Origin of the sequence: Butyrivibrio sp. M55 (genome assembly GCF_900116865.1) — a bacterium.
Lineage (GTDB): Bacteria > Bacillota > Clostridia > Lachnospirales > Lachnospiraceae > Butyrivibrio.
Genome location: NZ_FPCD01000002.1, coordinates 193,219 through 207,012 on the forward strand (window position 1 = coordinate 193,219; position 13,794 = coordinate 207,012).

Sequence of the window (13,794 nt, forward strand, 5' to 3'; positions counted from 1 at the left end):
AATTGATATATCTTATTAAAAGTATATAACTGAAAGGTATATAACTATGATCCATATTCAATCACTGGATGAAGGACTTGCGCTTTTTAAAGCACTTGGATCTGATATAAGAGTTGAGATAGTAAAGATTCTTGTAGCTGAAGGTAGTTCAAATATGAACGATCTTGCGACGCGTCTTAATATCACGAACGGAGCGCTTACAAGCCATATAAAAAAGCTTGAGGAGTGCGGTATCGTGCAGGTTACGTCGGAGACGACGGGACACGGTAATCAGAAGATATGCTCCGTTCAGCCTGACAATATTCTTATAGATATAAGGGCGCCTAAAAAGAACGAAGCGATTTATGAGACGGATATTAAGGTCGGACATTTTTCTGACTGCCATATAGAGCCGACTTGCGGTCTTGCTTCGTCTGAGAAGGTTATCGGGGAAGTTGACGACCCAAGGTACTTTGCTCACGGAGAGAGATTTGATGCGGATATTCTCTGGTTTACAAGGGGATTTGTTGAATATGACATTCCAAACTTTGTTCCGTTCAATCAGAAGATAGATGAGCTCAGTATCGCAGCCGAGATGTGCTCAGAGGCACCGGGATATAATAACAATTATCCTTCGGATATCTATTTTTACCTTAATAATACCTTGCTCGGAAAATGGACTTCGCCCGGAGATTTCGGCGATGTGAAAGGTCTTTTCACCCCTGATTGGTGGTTCCCGCTGTGGAATCAGTACGGCCTTCTTAAGATGCTTGTCATAAATCACGAGGGCGTTTTTATAGACGGACAGAAGCTTTCGGATGTTACGGTTGACGATCTTAAGCTGAGCCATAAAACACCGCTTAAGCTAAGGCTCGAGGTTCCGGAGAATGCGGAGCACGTCGGAGGTCTTACGATATTCGGTAAGGGCTTTGGAAACTACAACCGTGATATAAATGTCAAAATGAAGTACAGTAATATATAGAAGGATGGTTTTAAAATGACGGATAATAACAAGACACCTATGGTAAAAAGAGTGATCGCGATAATCGGAATAATCGCTCTTTTATCGACTTACGTGATTCTCTTTGTGATGGCAATCATCGGTACGCCGTTTGATTACTTTATGGGCGCTGTTGTGGCTACGGTCGCTATTCCCATTTTTACATGGATCTGCATCTGGGCTTTCAGCAGTATAACCGGAAGACATACGATCGCATCGCTTGACCCGCTGACTGCAAATAAGCAGCACGATTCAAGAGGAAACGTTGTGCCTGAGGGCAAGATTGATACGGTTGTTTTCGATATCGGAAATGTGCTCACAGACTTTGCTTACATGGATTTTATTGAGAAAAAAGTTTCTGATAAAGAGCTGGCAAAAAGAATCGCAGACGCCTCTGTACACACTAAAGAGTGGACGGAATATGACCGCGGCGTTCTTTCTACAGAAGAGATAATTGACGGATTTAAGAAAAACGATCCCGAGATTGCGGATGTGATAGAGAAGACCTTTGAGGATCTTACAGATATAGTTACCAAGAGGGATAATGCTATTCCTTGGATAAAGTCTCTTCAGGCAGCAGGATATAAGGTGCTGTATCTTTCAAACTTTTCATGGCAGGTTCTTGAAGCTTGTCCCGATGCAATGGCATTTATCGATGAGACTGACGGTGGAATCTTAAGCTACAGAGATAAGGTCGTAAAGCCCGATCATGCTATATATAACCTGCTTGCTGAGCGCTACAATCTTGTTCCGGAAAAGACTGTGTTCATCGATGATACCAAGGTAAATATCGATGCGGCAAAAGAACTTAGCTGGAACGGAATCGTGTACAAGGACTATGCGAGCACCAAAAAAGAACTTGAAGCACTCGGAGTTATATATTAAGGAAGTTTATTTTTCTTTTGAAATATCTTCTTTTATAAGTTCATATAATTTACTTGCGGCAATTGAGAGAGGTCTAGTGTCATCGGTGATGACGCAGATCTCTCTTTTTGGAATCATCTTATTAAAACGAAGTTCAAACAAAACTCCGCTTTCAAGGTGTTCTTCGGCAAAGCTCTTTACAACGCAGCCTACGCCGAGGTTTCTGAGCGCGAACTGAACGATCATGTCACTTGTTGCAAGCTCAAACTCAGGGCGTATATCGGCGCCGTTTTCTGCAAGAAAAGAACTGATATAGCTCTTTGTACTGGTCTGTCCTTCGAGCATTATGAGAGGAACCTTTTCAAGGTCCGAGAAATCGAGCATTTTGTTTTTGTACTGGATAAACTTTCTGCCCGCAACGAATATATCTTCGATCTCTGCAACGGGGAGAGATGAAATGTCTTCTTTCATTATAAAAGGAGTTGAGACCACGCCGAAGTCAATCCTGTCATCGGACAGATATTCAAGCGTCTCGGGAGTAGGACCGTTTGTGACCGTAACCTTTATGTTTGGATATAACTCGTGGAATTTCTCAAGATATGGGAGCAAAAAGAATCTCAAAGTCATGTCGCTTGCGCCGATCCTGACTTCGCCGGCGTCAAGATGAAGGAGCTGCTTAAGACGCTGTTCTCCGAGCTCTATCTGTTCATATCCTCTTTCTATGTATCTGTAGAGAAGGCTTCCTTCCGTTGTGAGGCGTACGCCCTTAGCGGTCCTTCGGAAAAGAGTACATCCAAGCGTCTTCTCAAGCTGATGGATCGACTGGCTCACGGCAGGCTGGGAGATGGACAATTCCTTGGCTGCGAGAGTTATACTTGAGAGCTTTCCTACATAATAAAATACTTTGTAATATTCAAGGTTGTTGGTCATTGTTGACTCCTTTTTTCTTTATTTATTCTAGCAAAAATTAGTTGATATTAGCAAACGACCTTGTTATAATGTTTCAAGAACTCTGACTGGGAGTTTTTTTGAATGCAAAAAATCGGGTGGCATGTGGCTGAAAGCCAGAACAGGAGCGAGTTTTCATGAATTTAGAAAATGACAACAATGTCAATGAAGGCAGTGTGGAAGATGTCGTTGAAAGGTATCGTCCTGAGCTCAAGAAATTGACTCCATATTTAAAATGGCTTAGGAGTAACGCAAGCGTTGATGTAGCGCAGGCATATTCCAACAGCGAGCTCAAGTCTATGTCTTTTCCGATATACGACTCCAATCTGTTGGCTTTTGTAAAGGCAGCACAGAGTACAAATCTGCTCGACCGCAATTATGTCTATGTTTACAGCAGAAATCGTCTTCGTAACTACAAGGATGAACTTCTTTTTATAGAGAAAGCCGGAATCACCGAGATGGATGAGCTTTCCGGAATTTTATCCAAGTATATACTTTCCGGTATGACCAAAGGTACCGTATGGGCCGAGGGTGTTAATAACGGAGTTTTGTACAGCGTAGTTAATAAGATGAATGAGCTTGTAGAGTTCTGGGGACAGGGCGAAGGTACATCAAATAGTTTTAGACTGTAAGTAAGGATAGCGAAGAATGGGAGAAAAATCCGAGATCAAGAAAAAGTACATTCTTGATAAAGCAAGAACAGTTTTTGCTGAAAAAGGTTTTAAGAATGTAACAATGAAAGATATAGTTGATGCCTGCGAGATAAGTCGTGGGGGTCTTTATCTCTATTTCTCAAGTACGGATGAATTATTCCTTTCGGTTCTTTCTTCAGAGACCGATGAGGACGACGAAGAGACCATTACAGCCGCTCTTACAGGAACTGCAACTGCCGGTGATATGTTGGCTCTTTTTTTGAAGGAACAGAAGAAAGAAATCCTCAGAAAGAAGAACAATCTTACTGTCGCAACATATGAATATTTTTCCGTTAATAAAGTATCGCCAAAAGATAATCCTCTTAAAGAGCAGTTTGACACTGCAGTCAGGATTATTGAGAGATTAATTGAAAACGGAATCGAGAGCGGTGAGTTTTATTGTGAGAATCCTTTGGGGTGTGCTCGCAATCTTATGTACGTTGTGGAAGGACTCAAGATCACTTCCAAGACTGTCGGCATTTCCGAAGAAGCCATTGACAAAGAATTAATGTATGTTTTAGAGGGATTAGTGCCCGAAGAATTAAATATTAATGATGATTAATAGAGAGTGCTTTATTTAAGGCACTCTTTATTTTGAGCAGAGCACTTGCTGAGGTATTTTCGAAGCTAGTGCGAGCTATATAAATTTTTATGATAAACAAGGAGATATTATGAGCACTGTAAAACGAATCTATGTTGAAAAAAAAGCACCTTACGCAGGCAAGGCTAAGGAGCTTAAGGCTGAGATCAAGGGCTACCTTGGAATAAAGAGTGTTGAGGATGTAAGAATCTTCATCAGATACGATGTTGAAAATGTTTCTGATGAAGTGTTCGAGAAAGCCTGCACAACAGTATTTTCCGAGCCTCCTGTAGACATTCTTTACAGAGAAGAGATCGAAGTTCCCGCTAATGCAAAAACATTCAGCATAGAAGCTCTTCCCGGTCAGTTTGACCAGAGAGCTGATTCAGCTGAACAGTGCGTTCGCTTTATAAAGGGAGACGAGGAGCCTGTCATCAAGACAGCAGTTACATACATGCTTATCGGTAACGTCTCCGACGAAGAAGTTAAAAAGATCTGCGATTACACAATGAACCCTGTAGATTCAAGAATCGCAGCTGCAAATAAGCCTGAGACACTCGTTTCTGTATTCGACGAGCCTGAAGATGTAAAGATCTTTGACGGATTCAAGGATATGGAAGAAGCTGAGCTCAAAAAGCTCTACGAGTCACTTGGACTTGCAATGACATTCAACGATTTCAAGTGGATCCAGACTTATTTCCATGATGATGAGAACCGCGATCCTTCAATGACTGAGATCAGAGTTCTTGATACATACTGGTCAGATCACTGCCGTCACACAACATTCGGAACAGAGCTCACGGAAGTTGAGTTCGAGGACGGCTTCTACAAAGAGCCTATCGTTAATGCTTATAACGAATACCTCTCAGCAAGAGAAGACCTTTACAAGACAGATGAGAAGAAAAAAGAGAAGTTCATTTCTCTTATGGATATCGCCCTTATGGGTATGAAGAAGCTCAAGAAAGACGGAAAGCTCACAGACATGGAAGAGTCTGAAGAGAACAACGCCTGCACAGTTGTTGTGCCCATCGATGTTGATTACGGCGAGGGAACAAAGAGAGAGAACTGGCTTGTATTCTTCAAGAATGAGACACATAACCATCCCACTGAGATCGAGCCTTTCGGTGGCGCTGCAACATGTCTTGGCGGTGCTATCAGAGATCCGCTTTCAGGAAGAGGATATGTATATCAGGCAATGCGCGTAACAGGTGCTGCAGATCCTACAGTTCCCGTTGCTGAGACAATGAAGGGCAAGCTTTCACAGAAGAAGCTCGTTCGCGGTGCCGCATCAGGTTATTCTTCATACGGTAACCAAATCGGACTTGCAACAGGATATGTAAAAGAAGTTTACCATCCCGGTTACGTTGCAAAGCGTATGGAGATCGGTGCTGTTATGGGTGCTGCTCCTCAGGAACATGTAATCAGAGAGTCTGCAGATCCCGGAGATATCATTATTCTCCTTGGCGGACGTACAGGTAGAGACGGCTGCGGCGGAGCTACAGGTTCTTCCAAGGCTCATGATTCAAAGTCACTTACAAGTTGCGGAGCAGAAGTTCAGAAGGGTAATGCACCTACAGAGAGAAAGCTCCAGAGACTCTTCAGAAGACCTGAAGTAAGTGAACTTATCAAGAAATGTAACGATTTTGGTGCCGGCGGTGTATCCGTAGCAATCGGTGAGCTTGCACCCGGTCTTGATATCAACCTTGATCTTGTACCCAAGAAGTATGCAGGTCTTGACGGAACAGAGCTTGCTATTTCTGAGTCACAGGAGAGAATGGCAGTTGTTGTTGCTCCTGCCGATGCAGAGAAGTTCCTTGGCTATGCTGCTGAGGAGAACCTTGAGGCGGTTAAGGTTGCCGTTGTAACAGAAGATCCCAGACTTGTGCTCAACTGGAGAGGCAAGAAGATCGTTAACCTCAAGAGAGCATTCCTTGATACAAACGGAGCACATCAGGAGACAAAGGTTAAAGTTGATCTTCCTAAGGAAAATGATAACTACTTCAATAAAGTAGCTTCAGATAAAGTTAAGTCTGCACTTTCAGGTAATGACGCTAAGGCTGCATGGATAGCACAGCTTCAGGATCTCAACGTATGCTCACAGAAAGGTCTTGTAGAAATGTTCGATTCATCAATCGGCGCAGGATCGGTTCTTATGCCTTACGGTGGAAAGTATCAGCTTACAGAGACACAGACAATGATCGCAAAGCTTCCTGTTCTTTCAGGAAAGACTGACACGGTAACAATGATGAGCTACGGCTTCGATCCTTATCTTTCAAGCTGGAGCCCTTATCACGGAGCTGCTTACGCGGTAACAGAGTCTGTATCAAGAATAGTTGCATCAGGTGGTGATTATAAGAAGCTCCACTTCACATTCCAGGAGTATTTCAAGAGAATGACCGAGGATGCGCAGCGTTGGAGCGAGCCTTTCACAGCACTCCTTGGAGCTTTCGAAGCACAGCTTCGTTTCGGAATCGCTTCAATAGGTGGTAAGGATTCAATGTCAGGATCCTTCAACGAGATCAACGTTCCGCCTACACTCGTATCTTTTGCGGTAGACGTTGCAAAGCTTTCGGATGTTATTACACCTGAGCTTAAAAAGGCAGGAAACAAGCTTGTACAGTTCAAGCTTCCCAGAGATTCATATGACCTTCCCGATTACGATAAGGTCATGGAGATATACAGTGCAATTACAGAGCTTATGAGAAACGGAAGCATCGTTTCAGCATATGCTGAGGATAGCTACGGAATTGCGGCAGCAGTAAGTAAGATGGCATTTGGTAACGGCTTCGGAGTTAAGATTGATGCCGGTATCAAGGCAGAAGAGCTCTTTACAAATGATATGGCTGACATCGTTGCGGAAGTAAGCGCAGATAAGCTTGCAGATGCTCTTAAAGTAGCAGGTGCGCGCCTTGTCGGTGAAGTTACAGACAACGCTGCATTCGAGGTTCAGGGAGCCGTTATCACAATGGATGAAGCTCTTGCAGCATGGAAAGGAAGCCTCGAAAAGGTATTCCCTTCAACCGTAAATGAGGAAAAGACAGCTGTAGAAAGCCCTCTGTTCAAGGCTGACAGCGTATATGTATGCAAGAATAAGGTTGCAAAGCCTACAGTATTTATCCCTGTCTTCCCCGGAAGTAACTGTGAGTACGACAGTGCACAGGCATTTGAGAGAGCAGGCGCAAATACAAACATCAAGATATTCAAGAACAGAAATGCAGAGGATATCGTGGAGTCTGTAGCAGAGTTTAAGAAAGCTATAAAGGATGCACAGATCATCATGTTTCCCGGTGGATTCTCAGCCGGTGACGAACCTGACGGAAGTGCTAAGTTCTTTGCGACAGCGTTCCAGAATCAGGAGATAAAAGAGGCGGTTGAAGACCTCTTACAGAATAGAGACGGCCTTGCGCTTGGTATCTGTAACGGTTTCCAGGCTATGATAAAGCTCGGACTTGTTCCTAACGGAAAGATTACAGGCCAGACTCAGGATTCACCTACACTTACATTCAATACCATCGGAAGACACATTTCCAAGATGGCATACATCAAGGTGGTTTCAAACAATTCACCTTGGCTTCAGGAAGCAAAGCTCGGCGGAGTATATACAAACCCTGCTTCTCACGGAGAGGGAAGATTTGTTGCTCCCGATGCTGTTCTCGATCAGCTCTTTAAGAATGGCCAGATCGCAACACAGTACTGCGACCTTGAAGGCAATGTAACAATGGATGATGAGTGGAATATCAACGGATCTTACAGAGCGGTTGAAGGTATTCTTTCACCCGACGGAAGATGCCTTGGTAAGATGGCTCATTCAGAGAGAAGAGGCGACGGCGTAGCTGTTAACATCTTCGGAGATCAGGACATCAAGATATTTGAGTCCGGCGTTAAGTACTTCAAATAATTGAAAAAATCGGTCTTGGTTATACTGAGACCGAAGTACTTTAGCAAGACAGAACTTTAGCATAGAAAATCGGAGGTAGTAATGGAAGCTTTTTTGATATTAGAAGACGGCACAGTCTTTGAAGGCAAGCACATAGGTGCAGATAAAGATGTGATAAGCGAGATCGTTTTTAACACATCTATGGCAGGTTATACAGAGGTATTCACAGATCCTTCATATGCAGGACAGGCAGTATGCATGACTTATCCTCTTATCGGAAACTACGGAGTTTGTCTCGATGATATGGAATCAGAGAGACCCTGGGTTGATGCGATCATCGTAAGAGAGCTTTCTCATATACCTTCAAACTTCCGCTGTGACATGTCCATTCAGGACTTTATGGATAAATATGAGATTCCCGGAATCGAAGGAATCGATACAAGAAAACTTGTAAGAATCCTCAGAGAAAAGGGAACAATGAACGGTATCATCACAACAAACAAGAACTTAAAGTATGATGATATCAAGGAAAAACTTCACGCTTATACAACAGGCGATGTTGTAAGCAAGGTTTCCTGCAAAGAAAAGAAGTTCTTAAAGGGTGTTTCAAGCCTTGAAGAGAACGGACCTCTTTCAGGAAGTGCGGTATTTAACGCAGAGAACTACAAGGCCGATCTTGCAGGAGATCATTCAAAAAGAGAAAAGAGACCTGCAATTGTTAAAGAGCTTAACGGCAAAGGCCTCAAGGTAGCGCTTCTCGACGTAGGTGCCAAGAAGAATATTGCAGATTCACTTGCAGCAAGAGGATGTGATGTTACAATCTATCCTTCAAATACAACGGCTGAGGAGATCCTTAAGGATGCTCCCGACGGAATCATGCTTTCAAACGGCCCCGGAGACCCGAAGGAGTGCGTGGATGTTATTAAAGAGGTGAAAAAACTCTACGATTCAGAGACACCTATTTTTGCAATCTGCCTCGGACACCAGCTCATGGCGCTTGCAACAGGTGCGGATACATTCAAGATGAAGTATGGCCACAGAGGTGGTAACCACCCGGTAAAAGACCTTTCAAACGGCAGAGTTTACATCTCATCACAGAACCATGGCTATGTAGTAGATATGGACAAACTTGATAAGAACGTGGCTGAGCCTGCTTTTATCAACGTTAACGACGGAACAAACGAAGGACTTGCTTATGTAGGTAAGAACATCTTCACTGTGCAGTTCCATCCCGAAGCATGCCCCGGACCACAGGATTCAAGCTATTTGTTTGACAGATTTATAGATATGATGAAAAAAGGAAAAGTAGGAGGTAAGAACTGATGCCAAAGAATAAGGATGTAAAAAAGGTACTGGTAATCGGTTCAGGACCTATCGTAATCGGACAGGCTGCAGAGTTCGACTATGCCGGAACTCAGGCATGCCGTTCACTTAAAGAGGAAGGAGTAGAGGTTATCCTCGTAAACTCCAACCCCGCTACAATCATGACAGATAAGGACATTGCCGATGAGGTTTATATCGAGCCTCTTACAGTCAAGGTCCTTGAGCAGATCATTGAAAAAGAAAAGCCCGACTCAATCCTTCCCACACTTGGAGGACAGGCAGGACTTAACCTTGGTATGGAGCTTGATGAGTCAGGTTTCCTTAAGTCACACAACGTAAAGCTTCTCGGAACAACAGCTGAGACAATCAGAAAGGCTGAGGACAGACAGGAATTCAAGGACACCATGGAGAGAATCGGTGAGCCTTGCGCAGCTTCACTCGTTGTTCATAACGTACAGGACGGTGTTGAGTTTGCCAATAAGATCGGATATCCCGTAGTTCTTCGTCCTGCGTTCACACTTGGTGGATCGGGCGGCGGTATCGCTCACAATCAGGTTGAGTGTGAGGAGATACTTGAGAACGGACTCAGACTTTCACGTGCAAACGAAGTTCTCGTAGAGAGATGCATCGCAGGATGGAAAGAAATTGAGTACGAGGTAATGCGTGACTCTGCAGGAAACTGCATCACTGTATGTAACATGGAGAATATCGATCCTGTCGGCGTACATACAGGTGACTCCATCGTTGTGGCTCCTTCTCAGACACTTTCCGATAAGGAATACCAGATGCTCAGAAGCGCAGCTCTCAATATTATCGATGAGCTCCAGATCACAGGTGGATGTAACGTTCAGTTCGCGCTTCACCCCACAAGCTTCGAGTACTGCGTAATTGAGGTTAATCCTCGAGTAAGCCGTTCATCTGCACTTGCTTCCAAGGCAACAGGTTATCCGATCGCTAAGGTTGCAGCTAAGATCGCACTCGGCTATACACTTGATGAGATCAAGAATGCAATTACAGGTAAGACATATGCAAGTTTCGAGCCTACACTTGACTATTGCGTAGTTAAGTTCCCGAGACTTCCTTTCGATAAATTCATCACTGCAAAGAGAACTCTTACAACACAGATGAAAGCTACAGGTGAGGTAATGAGTATCTGCACCAACTTTGAAGGTGCCATGATGAAAGCTATCCGCTCACTTGAGCAGCACGTTGACTGCCTTACAAGCTATGATTTCTCAGAGCTTGATGATGAAGAGCTCAGAGAGCGTCTTAATATCGTAGACGACCAGAGAATCTGGGTTATCGCAGAGGCACTCAGAAGAGGAATCTCACACGAAGAGATCCATGACATCACACTCATCGACATCTGGTTCATTGATAAGCTTCATTCACTTGTTAAGATGGAACTTAAGCTCCTTAGAATCGGTGAGAAGAATACAATGGGTAAGGATGCGGACCTTGCGGAAGCAAAGAAGATCATCAGCTTTGAGACACTTCTTGAGGCTAAGCGTCTTGAGTATCCCGATGCTGTTATCAGCAGATTTACACGCTTCTCTGAGGATGTGTTAAAAGAGCTCAGATATGACTACAACATCAAGGCTACATTCAAGATTGTTGATACCTGCGCGGCTGAGTTTGCGGCTGAGACACCTTACTACTACTCAGTTTACAACGGTCCCGATTCAGAGGATGAGGCAGCGCTTAAGAGTAACACTGACAAGAAAAAGATCCTTGTACTCGGTTCAGGTCCCATCAGAATCGGACAGGGTATCGAGTTCGACTATTGCTCTGTTCACGCAACATGGGCATTTAAGAAAGCCGGATTTGAGACAATTATCATAAATAACAACCCTGAGACTGTAAGTACCGACTTCGATATTGCAGATAAGCTTTATTTCGAGCCTCTTACACCCGAGGATGTTGAGAATATCGTAAGACTTGAGAAACCCGACGGAGCAGTTGTTCAGTTCGGTGGACAGACAGCTATCAAGCTCACTCAGGATCTTATGAAGATGGGCGTAAAGATCTACGGAACAGATGCTAAGGACGTAGATGCTGCAGAAGACAGAGAAATCTTCGATCAGATTCTTGAAGAGACTCAGATCAAGCGTGCACAGGGTGCTACGGTTTATACTGCAGAGGAAGCAAAAGAAGTTGCAAATCGCCTTGGTTATCCCGTACTTGTAAGACCTTCTTACGTACTTGGCGGACAGGGCATGCAGATTGCTCTTTGCGATGAAGAGATAGAAGAGTTCATGAACATCATCAACAGATATGCTCAGGATCATCCTATCCTTGTAGATAAGTACCTTCAGGGTGTTGAGACTGAAGTTGATGCGGTTTGCGACGGAGAAGATATCGTTATCCCCGGTATCATGGAGCATATCGAGAGATCCGGTATTCATTCAGGTGACTCAATCTCTGTATATCCCGCACAGTCTCTTTCTGATAAGGTTAAGCAGACAATTGCAGAGTATACAAGAAGACTTGCAAAAGCACTTCATGTAATCGGACTTATAAATGTACAGTTCATCGCTGTGGGAGATGATGTTTATATCATTGAGGCGAACCCGAGATCATCACGTACAGTTCCTTATATCAGTAAGGTAACAGGTATTCCGATCGTTGACCTCGCTGCAGAAGTAATGCTCGGAAAGAAGCTCAAAGATCTCGGATATACACCCGGACTTCAGCCTGAAGCAGGTTACGTGGCTATCAAGATGCCTGTATTCTCATTTGAGAAGATCAGAGGCGCTGAGATTAGCCTTGGACCTGAGATGAAGTCTACAGGTGAGTGTCTCGGTATCAGCAAGAACTTTAACGAAGCTCTTTATAAGGCATTCCTTGGTGCGGGGGTCAATCTTCCTAAATATAAGCAGATGATCATCACCGTTAAGGATTCCGATAAGGGCGAGATCATTGATATTGCAAGACGCTATGAGAAGCTTGGCTATATCATTTACGCTACAAGATCAACAGCGGATACTCTTACAGAGAACGGCGTAAAGGCAAGAAGAATCAATCGTATCAATCAGGAATCACCTACGGTCATCGACCTTATCCTCGGACACAAGATCGACCTTGTTATTGATACACCTACACAGGGAAGAGATAAGAGCCGTGACGGATTCCTTATCAGAAGAACCGCTATCGAGACAGGCGTAAATGTTATTACAGCCCTTGATACCGCAAGAGCCCTTGTTACAAGTCTTGAGAACGAGAGCACGGAAGAAGGACTTGAGCTTGTTGATATTGCAAAGATTTAAGCGGTGCTTAAGTATATAAAATATTAAGTTATAACTGATTAAAATCAGTATATTTCTAAGTAGTTTAATTCCCGGTCTTATTTGGTTAAGGCCGGGAATTCTTTATCCTGAAAATGTGATGAAATAAATTTCTTTTTAACATTTATTCCCCGAGAAGCGCCAAGATATGCTATAATTAGGCAATGAGTTATGGGGAAAAAATATGTCTAAATTAATCTACGAAAATCCGCTTGGAATACAAGAAAATATTAAAGATTTTGTGTGTGAACACATCGCCGAGATATCTTTTGAGAACAATGCCATGAGGCTTTCGGGCAAAAGAGCAAATGATATGCCGGTCGTTTTGTGGTGTCCCGTTTCTTTTCCTGCAGATATCAGGGTTGAATGGGAGTTTAGACCGCTTAAGGAGCCGGGAGAAGCTACTTTTATCTTTGCAATTAAGGATGAGAATGCCTTTTATGTGTCTTATTTCAGAAGGAAAAGCGATAAAGACAGAGCGTTCCACATGTGTAAGCTTATAAAGGATAAAGGGGAGTTTATTGTGGCGGAAGGACCGGACCCTCTTCCCGATGCATCTGAAGATCTACCGTGGTACAGAATGTGCGTTGTTAAGCAGGGAAACAGAGTGACCTTTTCTGAAAATGAGACGGTTATTCTTGATTTCAGGGATGACGGTATTACCAGTGGAGATATACTGACAGGCGGAAGCATTGGCTTTAAGCAGAGCAGTGAACTTTCGGCAGAGTATAGGAATCTTAAGGTTACTTGGATATAATATTAGACGAAACAGTTCGTATATCTTAATGACAGGGAGAAATGAATAATGAAAATACTTGTAATAAACGGACCAAACCTGAATTTTCTCGGTATCAGGGAGAAAGCGATATATGGGAATCAGGATTATGACTATCTCTGCAATATGATAAAAGAGAAAGCGGATGCTGAAAAAGATGAGGTGATCCTCTTCCAGTCAAATCATGAAGGCGCAATAATAGACAGGCTTCAGGAAGCGTATTTTGACAATACGGACGGAATAGTAATAAATCCCGGGGCATATACTCATTACAGCTACGCTATACATGATGCTTTAAAAAGCCTTGAGAACATTACCAAGGTGGAAGTTCATATTTCAGATATCAGTTTGAGAGAAGAGTTCAGAAAAGTGTCTGTTACCGCACCTGCCTGTGATAAACAGATATATGGTCACGGACTGGATGGCTACTTGGAAGCAATTGATTTTATTAAAAATAATTTATAAAATATAA

General features: G+C 43.3%; 10 protein-coding genes. 9 read left to right on the plus strand and 1 reads right to left on the minus strand.

Features of this window, described 5'->3' with window-relative positions; all coding sequences use genetic code 11:
* The first annotated feature begins 46 nt into the window (after window positions 1-46).
* Together BM398_RS03305 and BM398_RS03310 are read left to right on the plus strand one after the other, a co-directional pair.
* Window positions 47-961, plus strand: coding sequence for an ArsR/SmtB family transcription factor (locus BM398_RS03305; RefSeq protein ID WP_092336404.1), 915 nt, complete (start codon window positions 47-49; stop codon window positions 959-961).
* 15 nt (window positions 962-976) lie between these two features.
* Entirely contained in the window at window positions 977-1,864 is an 888-nt protein-coding gene (locus BM398_RS03310) for an HAD family hydrolase (protein WP_092336405.1), read from the plus strand.
* Between the two features lie 6 nt (window positions 1,865-1,870).
* On the opposite strand, the gene BM398_RS03315 is transcribed toward BM398_RS03310, so the two are convergent.
* Window positions 1,871-2,773, minus strand: a complete 903-nt coding sequence (locus tag BM398_RS03315) for a LysR family transcriptional regulator (RefSeq protein WP_092336406.1) — start codon at window positions 2,771-2,773, stop codon at window positions 1,871-1,873.
* 155 nt (window positions 2,774-2,928) lie between these two features.
* Here BM398_RS03315 and BM398_RS03320 point away from each other — a divergent pair, with 155 nt between their 5' ends.
* From BM398_RS03320 to BM398_RS03350, 7 genes are all read left to right on the plus strand, one after another.
* Window positions 2,929-3,423 (plus strand): hypothetical protein, encoded by a 495-nt coding sequence (locus BM398_RS03320; protein ID WP_051199039.1) that lies wholly within the window; start codon window positions 2,929-2,931, stop codon window positions 3,421-3,423.
* A gap of 16 nt (window positions 3,424-3,439) precedes the next feature.
* A complete protein-coding gene (locus BM398_RS03325) occupies window positions 3,440-4,045 on the plus strand; it encodes a TetR/AcrR family transcriptional regulator (protein WP_092336407.1) in 606 nt (201 codons plus the stop codon).
* Between the two features lie 109 nt (window positions 4,046-4,154).
* Complete coding sequence (locus tag BM398_RS03330; RefSeq protein WP_092336408.1) at window positions 4,155-7,961, plus strand: phosphoribosylformylglycinamidine synthase; 3,807 nt, start codon at window positions 4,155-4,157, stop codon at window positions 7,959-7,961.
* An 81-nt stretch (window positions 7,962-8,042) separates the two neighbouring features.
* Window positions 8,043-9,263: a carbamoyl phosphate synthase small subunit gene (locus BM398_RS03335; protein ID WP_026515514.1), complete on the plus strand. Its 1,221-nt coding sequence runs from the start codon at window positions 8,043-8,045 to the stop codon at window positions 9,261-9,263.
* Complete coding sequence (carB, locus tag BM398_RS03340; protein WP_092336409.1) at window positions 9,263-12,529, plus strand: carbamoyl-phosphate synthase large subunit; 3,267 nt, start codon at window positions 9,263-9,265, stop codon at window positions 12,527-12,529. Before BM398_RS03335 ends, carB begins: the two co-directional genes overlap by 1 nt.
* A gap of 202 nt (window positions 12,530-12,731) precedes the next feature.
* Window positions 12,732-13,304, plus strand: coding sequence for a DUF1961 family protein (locus tag BM398_RS03345; protein WP_092336410.1), 573 nt, complete (start codon window positions 12,732-12,734; stop codon window positions 13,302-13,304).
* 48 nt (window positions 13,305-13,352) lie between these two features.
* Window positions 13,353-13,787: a type II 3-dehydroquinate dehydratase gene (locus BM398_RS03350; RefSeq protein WP_092336411.1), complete on the plus strand. Its 435-nt coding sequence runs from the start codon at window positions 13,353-13,355 to the stop codon at window positions 13,785-13,787.
* Window positions 13,788-13,794 lie beyond the last annotated feature (7 nt).

Excerpts from the sequence above, each read along its gene's own strand:
- BM398_RS03305 (WP_092336404.1), top strand. The coding sequence starts at position 47 with ATGATCCATATTCAATCACTGGATGAAGGACTTGCGCTTTTTAAAGCA.
- BM398_RS03310 (WP_092336405.1), top strand. The coding sequence starts at position 977 with ATGACGGATAATAACAAGACACCTATGGTAAAAAGAGTGATCGCGATA.
- BM398_RS03315 (WP_092336406.1), bottom strand. The coding sequence starts at position 2,773 with ATGACCAACAACCTTGAATATTACAAAGTATTTTATTATGTAGGAAAG.
- BM398_RS03320 (WP_051199039.1), top strand. The coding sequence starts at position 2,929 with ATGAATTTAGAAAATGACAACAATGTCAATGAAGGCAGTGTGGAAGAT.
- BM398_RS03325 (WP_092336407.1), top strand. The coding sequence starts at position 3,440 with ATGGGAGAAAAATCCGAGATCAAGAAAAAGTACATTCTTGATAAAGCA.
- BM398_RS03330 (WP_092336408.1), top strand. The coding sequence starts at position 4,155 with ATGAGCACTGTAAAACGAATCTATGTTGAAAAAAAAGCACCTTACGCA.
- BM398_RS03335 (WP_026515514.1), top strand. The coding sequence starts at position 8,043 with ATGGAAGCTTTTTTGATATTAGAAGACGGCACAGTCTTTGAAGGCAAG.
- carB (WP_092336409.1), top strand. The coding sequence starts at position 9,263 with ATGCCAAAGAATAAGGATGTAAAAAAGGTACTGGTAATCGGTTCAGGA.
- BM398_RS03345 (WP_092336410.1), top strand. The coding sequence starts at position 12,732 with ATGTCTAAATTAATCTACGAAAATCCGCTTGGAATACAAGAAAATATT.
- BM398_RS03350 (WP_092336411.1), top strand. The coding sequence starts at position 13,353 with ATGAAAATACTTGTAATAAACGGACCAAACCTGAATTTTCTCGGTATC.